Annotated in this window: 17 protein-coding genes and 1 riboswitch; of the genes, 5 read left to right on the forward strand and 12 right to left on the reverse strand. The window is 35.0% G+C overall.

Features of this window, described 5'->3' with window-relative positions; translation table 11 throughout:
* Positions 1-7 precede the first annotated feature (7 nt).
* Positions 8-874, reverse strand: a complete 867-nt coding sequence (locus tag AC2CGR_RS26340) for an SDR family oxidoreductase (protein ID WP_071726443.1) — start codon at positions 872-874, stop codon at positions 8-10.
* A 201-nt stretch (positions 875-1,075) separates the two neighbouring features.
* Here AC2CGR_RS26340 and AC2CGR_RS26345 point away from each other — a divergent pair, with 201 nt between their 5' ends.
* From AC2CGR_RS26345 to AC2CGR_RS26360, 4 genes are all read left to right on the forward strand, one after another.
* Positions 1,076-2,377 (forward strand): NCS2 family permease, encoded by a 1,302-nt coding sequence (locus AC2CGR_RS26345; RefSeq protein ID WP_087968306.1) that lies wholly within the window; start codon positions 1,076-1,078, stop codon positions 2,375-2,377.
* A 91-nt stretch (positions 2,378-2,468) separates the two neighbouring features.
* Positions 2,469-2,574: riboswitch (SAM riboswitch) on the forward strand.
* 88 nt (positions 2,575-2,662) lie between these two features.
* Complete coding sequence (locus AC2CGR_RS26350) at positions 2,663-3,775, forward strand: sugar ABC transporter substrate-binding protein (RefSeq protein WP_071726445.1); 1,113 nt, start codon at positions 2,663-2,665, stop codon at positions 3,773-3,775.
* Positions 3,772-5,259, forward strand: a complete 1,488-nt coding sequence (locus tag AC2CGR_RS26355) for a sugar ABC transporter ATP-binding protein (RefSeq protein WP_131101435.1) — start codon at positions 3,772-3,774, stop codon at positions 5,257-5,259. The genes AC2CGR_RS26350 and AC2CGR_RS26355 overlap by 4 nt, the downstream gene beginning before the upstream one ends.
* Positions 5,243-6,232 carry an ABC transporter permease gene (locus tag AC2CGR_RS26360; protein ID WP_131101433.1) on the forward strand — a complete coding sequence of 330 codons (990 nt, stop codon included), beginning with the start codon at positions 5,243-5,245 and terminating at the stop codon, positions 6,230-6,232. The genes AC2CGR_RS26355 and AC2CGR_RS26360 overlap by 17 nt, the downstream gene beginning before the upstream one ends.
* On the opposite strand, the gene AC2CGR_RS26365 is transcribed toward AC2CGR_RS26360, so the two are convergent.
* The 8 genes from AC2CGR_RS26365 to AC2CGR_RS26400 form a co-directional block, all read right to left on the reverse strand.
* On the reverse strand, positions 6,206-6,529 hold the full coding sequence (locus AC2CGR_RS26365; protein ID WP_087968304.1) for a sugar ABC transporter ATPase: 324 nt from the start codon (positions 6,527-6,529) through the stop codon (positions 6,206-6,208). The genes AC2CGR_RS26360 and AC2CGR_RS26365 overlap by 27 nt on opposite strands.
* 48 nt (positions 6,530-6,577) lie before the next feature.
* Positions 6,578-6,781, reverse strand: coding sequence for a hypothetical protein (locus AC2CGR_RS26370; protein ID WP_087968303.1), 204 nt, complete (start codon positions 6,779-6,781; stop codon positions 6,578-6,580).
* 32 nt (positions 6,782-6,813) lie between these two features.
* Positions 6,814-7,464 (reverse strand): ABC transporter ATP-binding protein, encoded by a 651-nt coding sequence (locus AC2CGR_RS26375; protein WP_484481347.1) that lies wholly within the window; start codon positions 7,462-7,464, stop codon positions 6,814-6,816.
* Entirely contained in the window at positions 7,465-8,697 is a 1,233-nt protein-coding gene (locus AC2CGR_RS26380; protein ID WP_484481348.1) for an ABC transporter permease, read from the reverse strand.
* 9 nt (positions 8,698-8,706) lie between these two features.
* Positions 8,707-9,780 (reverse strand): ABC transporter permease, encoded by a 1,074-nt coding sequence (locus AC2CGR_RS26385; protein WP_484481349.1) that lies wholly within the window; start codon positions 9,778-9,780, stop codon positions 8,707-8,709.
* 87 nt (positions 9,781-9,867) lie between these two features.
* Complete coding sequence (locus tag AC2CGR_RS26390; RefSeq protein WP_000676983.1) at positions 9,868-10,263, reverse strand: hypothetical protein; 396 nt, start codon at positions 10,261-10,263, stop codon at positions 9,868-9,870.
* A gap of 198 nt (positions 10,264-10,461) precedes the next feature.
* Positions 10,462-11,316 carry a patatin-like phospholipase family protein gene (locus AC2CGR_RS26395; protein ID WP_000892682.1) on the reverse strand — a complete coding sequence of 285 codons (855 nt, stop codon included), beginning with the start codon at positions 11,314-11,316 and terminating at the stop codon, positions 10,462-10,464.
* 128 nt (positions 11,317-11,444) lie between these two features.
* On the reverse strand, positions 11,445-11,906 hold the full coding sequence (locus AC2CGR_RS26400; RefSeq protein WP_087968299.1) for a MarR family transcriptional regulator: 462 nt from the start codon (positions 11,904-11,906) through the stop codon (positions 11,445-11,447).
* 140 nt (positions 11,907-12,046) lie between these two features.
* Here AC2CGR_RS26400 and AC2CGR_RS26405 point away from each other — a divergent pair, with 140 nt between their 5' ends.
* Entirely contained in the window at positions 12,047-13,228 is a 1,182-nt protein-coding gene (locus AC2CGR_RS26405; protein ID WP_270185505.1) for an MFS transporter, read from the forward strand.
* A gap of 22 nt (positions 13,229-13,250) precedes the next feature.
* Here the strand turns inward: AC2CGR_RS26405 and kdpDN are convergent, their stop codons facing one another.
* The 3 genes from kdpDN to kdpB are packed head-to-tail and all read right to left on the reverse strand — an operon-like array spanning position 13,251 to position 17,150.
* Positions 13,251-14,405 carry a KdpD-like non-kinase potassium sensor gene (gene kdpDN, locus AC2CGR_RS26410; RefSeq protein WP_270185506.1) on the reverse strand — a complete coding sequence of 385 codons (1,155 nt, stop codon included), beginning with the start codon at positions 14,403-14,405 and terminating at the stop codon, positions 13,251-13,253.
* A 56-nt stretch (positions 14,406-14,461) separates the two neighbouring features.
* A complete protein-coding gene (gene kdpC / locus AC2CGR_RS26415) occupies positions 14,462-15,043 on the reverse strand; it encodes a K(+)-transporting ATPase subunit C (RefSeq protein WP_087968296.1) in 582 nt (193 codons plus the stop codon).
* A 16-nt stretch (positions 15,044-15,059) separates the two neighbouring features.
* Positions 15,060-17,150 carry a potassium-transporting ATPase subunit KdpB gene (kdpB, locus tag AC2CGR_RS26420; protein ID WP_131101424.1) on the reverse strand — a complete coding sequence of 697 codons (2,091 nt, stop codon included), beginning with the start codon at positions 17,148-17,150 and terminating at the stop codon, positions 15,060-15,062.
* Between the last annotated feature and the right edge of the window lie 8 nt (positions 17,151-17,158).

Here is a 17,158-nt window from a genome sequence, read left to right on the forward strand (position 1 = left end):
ATGAAAACTATCCATTTACAATAACGCCCCCATTTACATGTATCATTTGTCCGGTAACATAAGATGAATCGCCAGACGCTAAGTATACGTATGCTGGCGCTAATTCATATGGTTGACCAGGTCTTTGCATCGGAACATTACTTCCAAACTGTGATACTTTTTTCTCATCAAAGCTTGATGGAATAAGTGGTGTCCAAATTGGTCCTGGCGCAACACCATTTACACGAATCCCTTTTTGCACTAACGATTGAGAAAGTGATCTTGTAAAAGCTACAATTGCCCCTTTCGTTGCGGAATAATCAATTAAAGTTTCATTTCCTTCGTATGCAACGATAGACGCGGTATTTATAATGACATCCCCTTGCTTTAAATGAGAAAGTGCGGCTTTCGCAACGTGAAAATAAGAAAAAATATTAATACGAAAAGTCTTTTCTAGCTGTTCTGCTGTAATATACTCTAGCCCTTGTTGCGGATATTGCTGCGCGACATTATTTACCAAAACCTGTAAACTACCTAGTTGCTGAACGGTCTCTTGAACAACATCTTTACAATGCTGTTCATTACTCAAATCCCCCGGCAACAATACACACTTTACACCTTCTTTTTCAACACGTTGTTTCGTCTCATTAGCATCTTCTTCCTCATCTAAATAAGCAATCGCAATATTTGCTCCCTCTTTCGCAAAAGCGATGGAAACAGCTCGTCCAATCCCACTATCTCCCCCTGTAATTAATACATTCTTTCCTTTTAACTTTTCGCTACCTTTATAATTTGGATCTTCAAACTGCGGAAGTGGATTCATTAATGATTCAATACCAGGCTGTTTATTTTGATGTTGCGCTGGCATTGTTACAAAGTTTTTTTGCTGCGGCATAGTTTCTTTCAACTCCTTTTCCTTATAATGTGCATAATAAAAACTGAAATTCACACATCATGTTACGATTAATATTCGAATTTAAGACACAAAATATGAATTGTTGTAAACTTTTTATGCAAAACTATTGCAAAATAGTTAAAAAACGAATATTATATATAACTGTTGTGAAAATTATTCGTAAACAGAAAGGATGTTTATATGTTTAACCTTTCAAAACATAAAACTTCTATTAAAACTGAAATTATGGCAGGTATTATTACCTTCTTAACAATGGCATATATCATTGTCGTAAACCCTGTTATCCTTGGAGATGCAGGTGTTCCATTTGAACAAGCATTTACAGCAACAATTATTGCTGCTGTTGTCGGAACATTATTTATGGCGATCTTTACAAACTTACCAATCGCAATTGCACCAGGTATGGGATTAAATGCTTACTTCTCTTACTCTGTTGTAAAAGCTCATGAAGGCATGACTTTCGCAATTGCATTCTCTGCTGTATTCGTAGCAGGTATGATTTTAATTTTGTTATCATTCACATCTTTCCGTACAAAATTAATGGAAGCAATTCCTGAAAACTTAAAACATGCAATTACTGCTGGTATCGGTCTTTTCATCGCCTTTATCGGTTTACGTTTAACAGGTATCGTTACAAAAAATGAAGCAAACTTAGTTGGACTTGGTGACCTTCACTCTGCTCCAGTACTACTAGCATTAGCTGGGCTTGGAATTACTATTATCCTTATGTCTCTAAATGTAAATGGCGCACTCTTTATCGGAATGCTATTAACTGGTATTATCGCTTTCTTCACAGGACAATTATCATTCTCAAACGGTGTTACATCAATGCCTGGATTACCAGAAGGAATTATCGTTTCAAATCCAATTACTGCTGTATCTGACGTAATTAACTACGGATTATACGGCGTTGTATTCTCATTCTTCCTTGTTACACTTTTCGATACAACAGGTACATTACTTGGCGTTGCACAACAAGGTGGATTTATGAAAGACGGAAAGCTTCCAAAAGCTGGACGAGCTCTTCTATCTGACTCATTCTCAGCAACAATCGGTTCTATGTTCGGAACAACACCATCAACAGCTTACATTGAATCATCTGCTGGTGTTGCAGCTGGTGGTCGTACTGGTTTAACAACTGTTACAGTAGCTATTCTATTCGCACTAGCAGCATTCTTCGGACCATTAGTAAGTGCTGTCTCTGGTGTATCAGCTATTACTGCACCATCACTAATTATCGTTGGTAGTCTTATGATGGGTTCAGTTCGCCACATCGATTGGGACGCATTTGATGAAGCATTCCCAGCATTCTTAGTAATCTTAAGCATGCCACTTACATCAAGTATCGCAACAGGTATCGCACTTGGATTTATTTCATATCCACTTATGAAAGTGGCAAAAGGTAAATTCCGTGCTGTTCACCCACTTGTGTATGTATTTGGAATTTTGTTTGCTTATCAATTGATTTTCTTACCACATTAAAAACCCTCTTTCTGAGGGTTTTTTTATTTACAAAAAACATTTGACAACCATACAGAATCATGGAATAATTCAAAATAGTTAAATATTCGATGTCTTATCAAGAGCAGGTGGAGGGATGAGCCCTACGAAGCCCGGCAACCGACCCATTTATGGGCACGGTGCTAATTCTTACAACACATTGTGTTGAAAGATAAGAGTAATATGATAAGACGTCTTTTCTATATGAAAAGGCGTTTTTTATTTTCACTCCCTCCTCTCTCTTCTTAGTTTAGGAGGGATTTTTTTATGAAAAAACTATGTTCCATCGTACTTATTTTTCTCTTATTTACATTAACAGCTTGTACAAATGAACAAGATGCTATCTCTTCACAAAAGCAACAAACTGTGAAGCAGGCAACTACAACGGTAGAAAAACAATTACAAACAGAAGTTCCAATCCAAATGAAGAAGCCATTAAAAATCGCATTAATTATGCAAATGTCCATCGGAACTTTTTCCTCTCAATATATTGAGGGCGTCAAAAAACAAGTTGAGCTATTTGGCGGCAGTGTACAAGTCTACAATTCTGATAATGATTTAGCAAAAATGGCTGCAAATTTAGATACTGCTATTAATTCAAAAGTGGATGGTATTTTAATTGATCATGGCCGTTCTGAAGCACTAAAACACGGAGTAGAAAAAGCATTACAGGCGAACATTCCCGTAGTTGCGTTCGATAACGATCTACGCTTGCCGGGTGTGACAATTATCGATCAAGATGACTATAGTCTTGCTTGGAAATCTTTAAAAACGTTAGCGGAAGATTTGAATGGACAAGGAAATATCGCAGTCGTATGGGTTGGCGGATTTGCTCCAATGGAACGCCGCAACGTTATCATTGATGCCTTTTATAAACGGTATCCAAATATAAAAGAAGTTGCAAGATTCGGTACTGCTAGTAATAACACACCGCTTGATACACAAACACAAGTAGAAGCTTTACTAAAGAAATATCCGAAAAAAGGCGATTTACAAGCTATTTTCGCTTCGTGGGATGAGTTTGCTAAAGGGGCTGTTAAAGCACTTGAACAAGCTGGCCGTACAGATATAAAAGTATATGGCATTGACTTAAGTAATGAAGATTTACAACTCATGCAAAAAGAAAACTCACCTTGGACTGCTACAGCGGCAACTGACCCAGCTGAAGTAGGTAAGGTTCAAGTACGATTTTTATACAAAAAAATTGCTGGTGAACAAACGCCAGATATTTATTCACTAGAACCTTATTTAGTAAAGAAAAATAGTTTACCGAAAGAAAATATAACAATGGATCAGTTATCAAAATATATAAACGGTTGGGGAGACTCAAAAGATGCATATTCCCCTTGGATGAAAAAATTAGAGAAGGAGAAAAAATGATGACGTTCTCTCTTCAAAACATTACACATTCTTATCATATCGCTACACCTGTTCTAGAAGATGTTTCTATTCATATTCAAAAAGGAAAAGTGCACGCTTTACTAGGTATGAACGGTGCCGGAAAAAGTACTTTACTAAAAATAGCAACTGGTGAAATTCAACCAGTTGCTGGCGATATAAAAATTGATAATCAGTCTGTTTCCTTTACTTCACCTCGAGATGCAAAAAAGCATGGTATTTCTTTCGTAACACAAGAAGTAGATCACGGACTTATTCCCGGATTATCTGTATTAGAAAATGTACTAATCGATCATTTAGCAATGCAAAATAAACTACTATTTTCAAAGTCCAAATTAGTCGCACTTGCTAAACAACATTTGCAAACTGTACAGGTAAATTTAAATGTTTCGGAAGATGTTTCAAACTGCTCATTACATGAAAAACAATTACTCCTTATCGCAAGAGCTTTATCTAACAATACAAATTATCTTTTATTAGATGAACCTACTTCTTCTCTTGGACCAAAAGAGGTTGAAACCTTTGGGAAACTATTAAAAGATTTAACAGCAAAAGGTATTGGCATTATCTTAATTTCTCATCGTTTATCCGAGATTCGAAATTTCGCAGATGATGTAACTGTATTACACAATGGGAAGGTTTCCCTTTCTGAAGCTATTACAAAGATTACAGATCAGCAAATTGTGGAAGCAATGACTGGAAAACAACTTACACTCCCTATTAATACAGCACCAAAACGCGGGAGCGAAGAATTATTTAAAGTACAAGAGCTTCAATTACGCGAAGATCATTCTCCCCTTTCTCTTACAATACGAAAAGGAGAAACTGTTGTTATATATGGATTAATTGGAAGCGGCAAAACAACACTTGCTGAAACGTTATTTGGTGCTCGTTATACTTATCGTGCAGAAATGGATGGCCAAAATATAACAATTAAAACACCCAGAGACGCGATTAAAGTGAAAATCGCACTTGTACCAGAAGAAAGAAGAAAGCAAGGGGTATTCCTTTCGGAAGATATTATAAGTCACACAAATTTACACCAATCAGGTTGGCGAAGAAAACAAACCGAATTAAATAATGCCACCACGGCAATTTCTTCTTTCAGCATTTCGCCAAATGACCCAAAAGCCTTTATTCATTCACTTAGTGGTGGAAACCAACAAAAAGTCTCAATTGCAAAGTGGGATGGATTCAAACCTAATCTATTTCTTTTGGATGAACCAACTAAAGGTGTAGACATCGCTGCAAAACAAGACATTTTTCAATTCATTCGCAGCATTACAGAAAACGGAAGTTCCGTAATTTATTTCACAGGAGAACAAGATGAAGCACTACATATCGCTGATCGCATTCTTATACTGGCGAACGGAGAATTTGTAGGTGAATACTTACCAAACGAACTATCTCCTGAACAGCTTTTACATTTATCTGAAGGGAGTTATTCCATTGAATCTCGTTCATAAAACTAAAAAACCAGATTTACCTACTCATCTTTTTTATCAATTCAGTACAATTGCTATTATTATAGGTGTTACAATTTTTTTCTCTATCGTCAATGATTCTTTTTTAACCTACAACAATATTAGTGATATTTTACGTTCTATTTCTATCGTAACGTTACTTGCGATCGGTGTTACCTTTACATTGATTGTAGATGGATTTGATTTATCGGTCGGCTCTACCGCTAGTTTAGCAACAATTGCCGCTGCTTCTTGTCTCGTTTTATATCGACAAGAACTATTAGTCACACTCCTTGTTCCTATTCTTTGTGGACTATTAGTTGGGTTACTAAATGCACTGCTCGTTATCCGAATTAAACTACCAGATTTACTAGCTACATTAAGTATCATGTATATCGTTAATGGACTACACTTAACATTTTCAAAAGGATCTTCAATTTATGAAGGAATGTCTGGCGCCAAAGGACATTTTATTCCCTCCTTTTTATTTATCGGTCAGGGTTCTATTTTCGGAATTCCAGTCCCTGTCATTATCATGCTTATCGTCGTTTTAATTGCACATCTATTTTTAGAAAAAACAACGTACGGTCGTTTCTTTTATATGACTGGTGGGAATCAAGAAGCTGCTAGATTAGCTGGTATTCCTACTAATCGTTACCGGGTATATGCTTATATGATTAGTGGTTTACTAGCTTCTATTGGCGGCATTATTCTATGCAGCCGCGTTGGAACAGGACAAGTTTCAGCTGGCGCTCCATTATTAATGGATGCAGTCGCAGCTGCCTATATCGGTTACGCAATGTTCGGTGCTAAGAAACCAAATATAGTCGGAACATTCCTCGGCTCAGTATTAATCGGAATTATACTAAATGGCCTCACAATGATGAACGTTCCTTATTATGCACAAGATATCATTAAAGGCAGTATTTTAATTACAGCTTTAGCCTTTTCATTTATTAAAAAGAAGCTTAAATAAAAAGAGAGCATCGAATTCGATGCTCTCTTTTCCCTTTGCAACAATCACACGAACTACTTTCAAAACAAGAAGTAAAAGACCGTTCACTATCGCTGCAATCCCTAAAGAGACGGCTATCATCAGCTCTCCCATTCCGTTATTCAATACAAACATAACAGAAGAAATGAAAGCCAAAATAAACAATATTAACGTTGGTATATATTTAATAACTGGCTTCTTATATGACTTTTGTGAAAGAAGAAACGTAATTACCAACGTCATAATGAAAACAAAATATACGGCGAATAAAAAAATCATATGCAAGCCTCCTCTACGTCCAAACTACTTAAAAGAGATTAGGAACCTTTAATATTTCTTATTCACCTGTAATTCTTTACTATACTTTTGAATGAAAACTGACGAAATAACCATTACCATCCCTACGCTACACCCAATAAGCTGATTCAGTAGCATCTCATCATGTATGAGCCAGCGAAGTAGAAATACCCCTCCAAAAATAAGCATTGCAGTAAATCCGGTATGTCTAAGCCTTTTATATACATTTTCCATATGTATCACCTCTTCACATACCATCATCCATATTATGCTATACAACCATCAAGTAACTGGATCGTCCTCTGACAATATGCAGCTACCTTTTGATCATGTGTAACAACTAGCACTGTTTTTCCTTCTTTGTTAATCTCTTGTAAAATACTCATAATTTTTTCCCCATTTTCTTGATCAAGAGCACCAGTCGGTTCATCAGCAAGTATAATTTTTGTATCTTGTGCTAAAGCCCTTGCTATTGCTGTTCTTTGCTGTTCTCCTCCTGATAACTCGTAAGGATATTGGTTAATATGCCTCTCAAGCCCTACCATTTTCAGCATTTCTTTTGATATTTTCATACGTTTCTTATGAGAAATTCTTCTATATACAAGCGGAAGCATTACATTTTCAACAACTGTATAATCATCGAGTAGCGAAAAGTTTTGAAACACAAATCCAACTTCCTTATTTCTATACTTATGATAGTTTGACTTTAATGTACTCGTATCCACGCCATCTAAAAAATACTTTCCAGTAGAGGGGCTATCAATTAAGCCAATAATGTTAAGCAAGGTTGATTTCCCTGAACCAGATGGTCCCATAATGGCTATCATTTCGCCTTTTTCTATTGTAATATTAATATCTTTTAAAGCACTAAAATTATTCTTTCCGTATCCCTTAGCCACATTTGCGAGCTGAATCATCTATAACACCTCTTTCATATATGTATTTTTTATTTTTAGTACATTGAAATAAATGATTGCATATATAACGAAGATCATTACAAGTGATAAAGCACCTATAACAACCAATGATTCTATAGAGACTTGTAACGTTCCAAAGAAAGATACTATACTATTTTCTAGCCCTTTCTGAATTTCAATTACTCCGCTATTCTCCCATTGAAAATACAAAATTCCTATACATATAGATAAAACGAATAACAACATATACTCAATAACAAACGGAAGACATAGTTGAAAAGTACTTCCTCCTAATGCTGATTTAATAGAAATATTTTTACGTTCCATATAAAGCGTGGCCATTAATGTTAATAAAATAGATATAAATGAAAAAGATAAGACTGTACCGCTTAATAATAAGGGATATGACATATTATCAATGCCTTGCTTTTCATTTTCTAATAATTTATTCGGATTTGTAACATAATACGAATAGCCCTTACCTTCTGTTACCTTTAATACTTTCTTTTGAAATTCATTTATATTTATCTTCCCATTTGTTTCTATAATTAACCCATTGTATAAAAGTTCTACACTATAGAACTCTATTTCTTCTGTTCCAATTGGTAAAATCGCCATGTCATCTAATAATGTAATACGATTATCCGATATTTCACCGCTTCGAGGATATGTAAATGCTGAATTTTTTTCTAAAAAGCCAATTACTTTTAGTTTCATTTTTCCAGATGGTATGATATCACCAATAGATGCCTTTCCTTTATAATTAGCACCTAATATAACAGGTCTACTATCAAATACTGATTTATGAAATTCCGATTCCTCAAAATATCTTCCTTGTGAAATTGGTATATGAAAGTATTTATTAATATCTTTATCAACAATAAGAGTCTTTATCGTTCCATTTTCTTCTTTTAAACTAAGTGAATAGTTACGGAACAAATAATTAGTTTTATTTGTTATTGGTATCGTATTAGATAACCCTTGAATGAAATGTTGATAATCACTTTTCGCTTTTTCTTCGCTAAACAATGTGATATCTTGCGTCGCATAAAGTTCATAGAAATTTTTATGAGTCGATAAATTATTTGCTAACGTCATCATTTTTCGATATCCCGAAAGATTACTAACAAATTCTATTGCTGAAGAAAATGCAATAATTAAAGAAATTACTATAATCAAACTTGGTAACAACCGTTTTTTTACAGACTGTATAGAATCAAATATAAAAAACATGAAGACCTCCTACGTTCTTAAATGTTTTCCGGGATATATATTTATAATGTGCTTGATTGGAATTACAGTAACAAAAATTGTAAGAAAAATTTCAAAAACAACATTGCATATCAATACATATAGTGTTAACGGTTTTACTAAGTATGTCTGAAAATAAGTATGAATTGTTCCCGAAAATATTTCTAACGTAATAAAAACTAAGAACATCGCTGCGAAAGAAATAAACAAAATTTGAATATATAGTTCGTAGTAAATAGATATATTAGAAGCACCTACTGCTTTTTTTAATGAAATCTCTCTTTCTTTTTTATAAATCCAAAATAAAACCGCAGAAATTCCAGAAACAATTGCAACAAGAATGAATTTATAATAATACTTATTTGCTGGATCTATATGTGTCACATGTAGTTCCTGAAGATCTCGTTCATTCAGTATTTGAACATCTCCCGAAAGCACTTCTTTACTCCTACCCATAAACTTTTTTATTTCGTTATGAATAGATGATGTAGGATTAACAACTGTTAATTGTAATTGTTTACTCGCGATAATACCTTTTTTAGATATAGTAGGTAAGTTTTGAAGTGGAACGTATATGCCTGCTACACCGACGTCACTGTCTTTTCTCGATATAGTTCCTATTTTTTTATATGTATCATCAAATTCATATAACTCCTCTACATTCGTTTGATCGCCAACAACCATATCGTTTACATTTTCACGATGAAAATATTGTCCTTCAGAAATATATGGCTTCCAATAATAATCATCTTTTAAGTTCACAGCTATGATCTTTGTTGCCCCTGAACTATTTAATGCTTTTAAATGCTCTACGTAAATATCACTTTTAACAAAAGTATCTTGTATGAAGGGAATTATCTCTTCCAATTCAGTTGCATTCGCTATCGGAACAGTTAAAATTTGATTCTTCTCTGGAAAACCGATTTGAAAAGCAGATATAAAGTTTCGTTTAGACTCTGTTAAAAGTGCGGCTATTGATATAGAAAGAAAAGAAATAAAAAATGCCATAAGAAGAATGACTGAAAACAGTTTGTTGTTTTTTATATTTTTAAAAGCTAAATACATGTCTCTGCTCCTTTTAGATAAGAAGGAGATGATGAACATCCCCTTCTCCTTATCCAAATATTTATAAAGACAACTTTTTAATGCTTTTTACCACTGTAATCGTAAGTTACCATTACTATCAAAAGTACCTTTGTGTGTATCTTCTTGATAGTCATTATTCTCATTAGCATAATGCTCAGAGTATAGTCCTTTTGCACCAAAGGCGTTATATGCACCATTACTCACAGTTGCGTTTAATGCTCTTCCAGATTCATGGGATCCTAATTTATCTGAAGCGCTTTCAATATATGAATTATTTCCATTTGATTTAATAAAAGAAATTGCTACTGAACAACGAGATGCATTTTGATTCGTAGTAGTTTGAGCTCTGTAAGATAGTAGGTTACCGCTTTTGTGACCGCTTAGAGTTGGATAGAATGCACTTGTTGAGATTGATGTTGCTAATAATACTAAAGTCGTAATTGAAAAAACTTTTCCTTTCATTAACAATCACCTCATAAATTTAATACTTTAGTAGCGCTACATCATCATAATATCCTTCAAATAAATTCTCCTCAATAAGACACCCCTATGTTTTACAAACTCTTTAAACACTTAAACATTTATACATTTTTAAAAAGTAACGGATAAGCAAGCAATACAAAAAAGACTGCAGAGAACCCCATCTCCACAGCCTAATACTTATTTTTGCAAAAACGCCTTTAAATCTGCAAATTGTCTCTTTGCATCTTCATAACCTTGCTCATATAAACTTTGTAATTTAGCCGTATCCTTTTCCATACGATCTACTTGAAGCGGTACTTCTGGACGAATAACAAATAAATTACCCGCTTGTTCTTCTTTTTCAATGTAGTGAAGTGTTTCATTATACACTTCATAACGATTTAGCATCGTGTTAACAAGATTCGGATATTTTTTATAAGCTTTCGCAGCAACCCATCCAAATCTTGATTTTTTCTTTGCGTAACCGTGATTTCTTGTTAAAATTACGACTGATTTTTTAAATCCATCTTCCTGTGCTTTACGAACTGGAATCGGATCTGAAATCCCGCCATCTAATAATTGCTTACCACGGTAATTTACTACTGGTGCAATGAAAGGTAATGAACTAGAAGCTTGTAATAAATTTAGTGCATCGTCATTCGTTCCCTCTTTTTCAAAATAAACAGACTGTCCTGTTTCACAATCCGTCGTTCCTACAAGAAAACGCTCGGGGCTATTAAAGTATGTTTCAAAATCAAACGGCACATGCTTTTCTGGAATTTCATGAAAAATGAAATCCATATCAAATAGCTGGCGTTTTCTCCATAAATTTTTATACGATAAATATTTCGGATGTGATGCATAATCAATATTTACTGTTTTATTTCTATTTCTTTGTCTGGAAAGATACGACGCTGCATGACAAGCACCAGCTGATACACCGATTACATATGGAAAATATAAATCTTGTTCCATAAAGTATTCTAATATCCCGCCCGTATATACACCACGCATACCGCCGCCTTCTAATACTAATCCCGTATTTTCAAGCATGTTATTCTCTCCTCTTTATATATTGACTCTTTAATTATTCACTATGTTAAGTATCTGTTTCTATTATATATGAGTTCCTTTAGAAATTATATTCAAAAGGCTTGAAATAAAGGAGTTTTTTCTTCCAATTATATTTCCAAATGATCGGAGACATCCTTTATAAACCTTTGAATAAAATCTTGTTCTTCTTTCGTATATCTATCTAAGAGTAACAGCCACTTTTCTTCAGCTTGTTTATGCAATTTATCATGAGCTTTATATATTTCATTTCCGCTTTCCGTTAAGCGAAAGAAAATTTCTTTTTGATTGTCTAACATTTGCATCTTCTCAACGAATTTCTTTTGGAACAACTTTGTACAAACTTTAGAGATTGCGCCCTTCGTCATTCCCATTTCTATCGTAATTGCCGTTACATTCATCAGACCATTCTTCCCGATACACTCGATTACATGTAACTCAGATAAAGACATACCACTTACACCTGTCTCACGAAGAAATTTCTCATTTTGTCCTTTCAAATGTTCTTCTTTTTTATGCAAAAGTGTACGAATGTCTGAAAGTATCTCCATTTGTTTCGTTGCATAATCCAATCCGTTCGCCTCCTAAGTTTCCAAAGAAACAATTTAACTATATACCATTTTAAAATCATTTTTTCATATTTACAAGTGAGAAAAACATGTTAAAATAAATTTAGTTTCCAAGGAAACTAAATTACAAGGAGGTTAACATGATGAAAAAATCCAAACTACATTTCATTTTATATGTTGTCTGTATGAGTGCCTTACTCGGTTCCTTCGCTCAAAATATTTACACACCTATCTTGCCTATGATTCAAGGTTCTTTTCACACTTCTCTATATCTTGTCAATTTAACAGTTTCACTTTTCACATTCGTTCTTGCAATTATGCAGCTCGTATATGGGCCTTTAATTGACACAAAAGGGAGAAAATCTGTCCTTATCCCTAGTTTAATCATCAGTACAATTGGTTCAATTGGATGTGCTTTTTCGGGGAACATTTATTTATTTCTCTTTTTTAGGGCTGTTCAAGCTATAGGAATAGCAGCTATCCCTGTAGTTGCAGCAACAATTATTGGCGATTTATTTGAAGGAAAAGACCGAGGAGAAGCAATGAGCCTGTATCAAATGTTACTTGCTCTCGCACCTGCGATTGGCCCTCTCATTGGTGGTTATCTCGGCAGTATAAATGGCCACGTATCCGTATTTCTCTTTTTATCTATACTTGGCATTCTCTTATTAATGATAAATATTTCACTACTTCCAGAAACAAAACCAACTGTAATTAAGCAACCACAAGTAAAAAAGAATTACAAGTTTATCTTAAAAAATAAAACTGGATTTTCTATTACTCTTATTGGCTTTATTCAATTTTGTATTTACTTTTGCTTCCTCGTTTTTTTACCGAGTATTTTAACAAATTCATTTCATTTAACTGTAAATGAAATTGGTCTTATGTTTGTACCAATGTCTCTTTCTATCATGCTAGGAAGTTTTTGCTACAAGTTTTTGCAAAAACGCCTCACAACAAAGCAAGCTTTATTTATTACGAGTTTCTTCAATATTATATGTGTCGTTTTATTCTCTTTCACATATAGCATCAATATCCCATTCATCATTATCGTTACATCTTTGTACGGTTTTAGTATGGGACTTTCTATGCCAACTCACACTACTTTATTAACGGAAGAATTCGTACAAGAACGCGCAACTGCTATCGGTATGTACAACTTCATCCGCTATCTTGGTATGGGCACAGGGCCACTTATAGGTGGATTTCTTTTATTTAACCAAAATTACTTTTGGATTTTCTTCCTAGGTGCAATTACATTTCTATTTATCATTTTATACTCACTGAAAATGATAAGTTTTCAGGCTGTACAAAAAGCAAAATAGAGACCTACCAATGGTCTCTATTCTAGACTCTTTGATCCGCAACGATATGAATATCAATATACTTTGTTTGCCTCATAATTTCATTTACAATTGACCCTTTTCGAATTTCTTCCCACCTTGTTCTTGCTGATTGTCCAAGTAAAATTTGCGTTACTTGTAGTTTTTTCGCGACTTCAATAATAACATCCGCTGGCTTTCTTCCCTTTGCTTCTTCTAATACAAAACTTGCATCAAATTGATTCGTTAGCGACTTCCACTCTTCAATCGTTTGCTTTTTCCCCGCTGAAAGAGAATCTATATTTTCTCTTTCAACATTTAATACATACAATTCAGCGTTTAACCGATCAGCCATGCGCCATCCCCGTCTTATTAATTTCTCTGCCGTTGAACTGTACTGTACACAAACGAGAATTTTTTCTTTCACTCCGATTGGTTCTATCACTGTTTGACTAATCTTTTCGTCCATATCGTCAGCGACTTCCCGAAGTGATAATTCTCTTAGTGCTCCTAAATTATTAAGCGTAAAAAAATTTTGTAAGCTTTGCTGAATTTTTTCTTCTTTATATATTTTTCCATCTACTAGTCTCTTCCTTAATACCTCGGGCGTTGCATCAACGAGCTGAATTTCATTTGCTTTTTGTAAAATAAAATCTGGAATTCGTTCTCTTACTTTTACATTCGTAATTTGAGCTACAATATCATGAACACTTTCTAAATGTTGAATATTAAAAGCTGATAATACGGATATACCAGCCTCTAGTAACTCCTGTACATCCATATAACGTTTCTTATTTTTAGAACCAGGAACGTTACTATGCGCAAGTTCATCCACTACCACTACTTGCGGCGCACGCTTTATAATTCCTCCCACATCAAGTTCATAAAACACTTTCCCTTTATACTCTATTTCTTTTAAAGGAACCTTTTCTAAATCAGCAATTGCGTCTTCCGTCTCTTTTCTTCCATGCGTTTCAATTAAACCAATTACAATATCCATACCGTCCTTTTTCATTTCTCTAGCATCATAGAGCATTTTATAACTTTTCCCTACACCTGGAGCTGCTCCTACATATAGCTTTAACTTTCCACGATTTTGCTGACGAATATATTCTAAATATTCCTCTGGCGTTCGCCTTTGAAACTTCGGTTCATAATCATCTGCATACAAAATAAACACTACCTTTCATTCGAAACAACGCTACCTCAATCCGTTAGATTGAGGTAGCACTGTTACTATTTCATTAGTTTTTGTAATTCTAAATTTAACTTTAAGACGTTTACGCGGGTCTCTCCAAATAAACCAAGTGCCGCACCTTCCGTTTGATCCTTAATCAATTGATTTAGCGTTTCTTTCGGAATATTCGTTAATTTAGAGATACGATCCACCTGAACAGAAGCTGCCTGCGGACTAATGTCAGGATCAAGCCCTGAACCTGAATTTGTCACTAAATCGATTGGTACTTCTGTAACTGGAACACTCGGATTTTGTTTCTTCCACTCTTCAATACTTTTCTCTACTCGTTTCTCTAAATCTGGATTAGACGGTGCATAGTTATTTGAACCAGACGCTTCTGCTTTATATTCAATACTAGAGACACGCCCATGAAAATAACGTGGATCTGTGAAATTTTGACCGATTAATTTAGAACCAATCACTTCATTTTTATCATTATATATTAGACTTCCATCCGCATTATCCTTCATCACTGCTTGTGCAATACCAGTAACAATAAGCGGATATACAAGTCCACACAACACTAAAAATGTAAAAGTAATACGGATGATTGGTGATAGTATACTTTGTTTCTTCTCCATCTTTTTCCCCTCTTCCTTATATGAACAAGCCGACAATCATATCAATTACCTTAATCCCAATGAACGGAACGATAACTCCGCCAAGCCCATAAATAAGTAAGTTTCGGCTAAGTAGTGCATTCGAGCTCATCGGTTTATATGCGATACCTTTCATCGCTAACGGAATGAGTAATGGAATAATAACAGCGTTAAATATTAATGCTGATAGAATCGCTGACAGTGGTGATGTTAATTTCATAATGTTCAATGCTTCCATTTGCGGAATCGCAAGTGTAAACATCGCCGGAATGATTGCAAAATATTTTGCGATATCATTTGCAATACTAAACGTCGTTAACGCACCGCGTGTCATTAACAATTGCTTACCGATTCCTACTACCTCAATAATCTTCGTTGGATTCGAATCTAAATCAATCATATTGGCTGCTTCTTTCGCAGCTGTTGTACCACTATTCATCGCTAATCCAACGTCAGCCTGTGCTAATGCCGGCGCATCATTTGTACCATCACCTGTCATCGCCACGAGTTTTCCTTTATCTTGCTCCGCTTTAATAACAGCAATTTTATCTTCTGGCTTACACTCGGCAACGAATTCATCTACTCCAGCTTCTTTTGCAATCGTTGCTGCTGTTAATGGGTTATCCCCTGTACACATAACCGTTTTAATCCCCATTTGACGCAACTGTTCAAAACGTTCACGCATACCAGGTTTTACTGTATCTTTTAAATAGATTAAACCGTAAATACGATTGTTCACTGCAACTACAAGTGGTGTTCCGCCCTCTTTCGAAATGAAATCTGCTTTTTGATTTACATCTTTCGGAATCGTTCCACCTTGTGACTGAACCCACTCAATCACGCTACCGACAGCACCTTTTCTCACTTTCGTTCCGTCCTGTAAATCAACACCACTCATTCTCGTTTCTGCTTTAAATGGAACAAACTCACCTTGTTCTGCAAGTTCTCTATTATATGATATAGATTTTGCTTGCACATACTCGATAACAGATCGACCTTCTGGTGTTTCATCTAAAACTGAGCTAATAGCAGCCCATTTTCCAACTTGCTCAATCGTTTCATTTCCTACAGGTAATAATGTATGAGCCATTCGGTTCCCGAAAGTAATCGTACCCGTTTTATCTAAAATAATTGTATTAATATCACCCGCAGCTTCTACTGCTTTCCCTGACATTGCTAACACATTAAACTTTGTCACGCGGTCCATCCCGGCAATACCAATCGCTGATAATAATCCACCAATTGTCGTTGGAATTAAACAAACTAACAAAGCGACAAGTACAGCTGTATCAATTTGAAATCCTAAATAATTTGTAAAAATCGGCAGCGTCACAACAACGATTAAGAAGATAAGCGTTAAACTCGTTAATACTGTATTTAAAGCAATTTCATTCGGCGTTTTTTGACGAGCAGCTCCTTCTACTAACGAAATCATTTTATCAATAAATGATTCACCAGGATTACTCGTAATGACAATCGTGATCTCATCACTTACAACCATCGTACCGCCTGTCACGGAACAAAAATCACCGCCCGCTTCTTTTATTACAGGAGCTGATTCCCCCGTAATCGCAGATTCATCGACAGACGCTAATCCTTTTATGACTTCCCCATCACTTGGAATCATTTCTCCTTGTTTTACAATAACAACATCACCTTTTCTCAGATCAGTTGCTGAAACTTGAACAATGTCCCCATTTTCTTTTACAACATTGGCAAACACATCTTTCTTCGACTGTTTTAAAGAATCGGCTTGCGCTTTCCCCCGCCCTTCCGCTAACGCTTCTGCAAAGTTAGCAAATAAAACTGTAAATAATAGAATGAGAGAAACTGTTATATTAAACCATCCTGGTACACTACTAGAATGACTTGGAAGAAAAGATAAAATGAACGTAATGATAAATCCAATTTCTACAACGAACATAATCGGATTCTTTATCATGACTTTCGGATTCAATTTCGCAAAGGACTGTTTCATCGCATGTTTCACGATATCACGATCCATCGTTTTCGCTTGTCTAACTTCATCTTCTACAGCATGTATTTGTGACTCATTTACTCTTTTTTCTTTTACTACTACCGGTCTCATCATTTACC

It is taken from the genome of Bacillus sp. LSHTCR4 (assembly GCF_057197025.1).

Excerpts from the sequence above, each read along its gene's own strand:
- AC2CGR_RS26340 (WP_071726443.1), bottom strand. The coding sequence starts at position 874 with ATGCCGCAGCAAAAAAACTTTGTAACAATGCCAGCGCAACATCAAAAT.
- AC2CGR_RS26345 (WP_087968306.1), top strand. The coding sequence starts at position 1,076 with ATGTTTAACCTTTCAAAACATAAAACTTCTATTAAAACTGAAATTATG.
- AC2CGR_RS26350 (WP_071726445.1), top strand. The coding sequence starts at position 2,663 with ATGAAAAAACTATGTTCCATCGTACTTATTTTTCTCTTATTTACATTA.
- AC2CGR_RS26355 (WP_131101435.1), top strand. The coding sequence starts at position 3,772 with ATGATGACGTTCTCTCTTCAAAACATTACACATTCTTATCATATCGCT.
- AC2CGR_RS26365 (WP_087968304.1), bottom strand. The coding sequence starts at position 6,529 with ATGATTTTTTTATTCGCCGTATATTTTGTTTTCATTATGACGTTGGTA.
- AC2CGR_RS26370 (WP_087968303.1), bottom strand. The coding sequence starts at position 6,781 with ATGGAAAATGTATATAAAAGGCTTAGACATACCGGATTTACTGCAATG.
- AC2CGR_RS26375 (WP_484481347.1), bottom strand. The coding sequence starts at position 7,464 with ATGATTCAGCTCGCAAATGTGGCTAAGGGATACGGAAAGAATAATTTT.
- AC2CGR_RS26380 (WP_484481348.1), bottom strand. The coding sequence starts at position 8,697 with ATGTTTTTTATATTTGATTCTATACAGTCTGTAAAAAAACGGTTGTTA.
- AC2CGR_RS26385 (WP_484481349.1), bottom strand. The coding sequence starts at position 9,780 with ATGTATTTAGCTTTTAAAAATATAAAAAACAACAAACTGTTTTCAGTC.
- AC2CGR_RS26390 (WP_000676983.1), bottom strand. The coding sequence starts at position 10,263 with ATGAAAGGAAAAGTTTTTTCAATTACGACTTTAGTATTATTAGCAACA.
- AC2CGR_RS26395 (WP_000892682.1), bottom strand. The coding sequence starts at position 11,316 with ATGCTTGAAAATACGGGATTAGTATTAGAAGGCGGCGGTATGCGTGGT.
- AC2CGR_RS26405 (WP_270185505.1), top strand. The coding sequence starts at position 12,047 with ATGAAAAAATCCAAACTACATTTCATTTTATATGTTGTCTGTATGAGT.
- kdpC (WP_087968296.1), bottom strand. The coding sequence starts at position 15,043 with ATGGAGAAGAAACAAAGTATACTATCACCAATCATCCGTATTACTTTT.
- kdpB (WP_131101424.1), bottom strand. The coding sequence starts at position 17,150 with ATGAGACCGGTAGTAGTAAAAGAAAAAAGAGTAAATGAGTCACAAATA.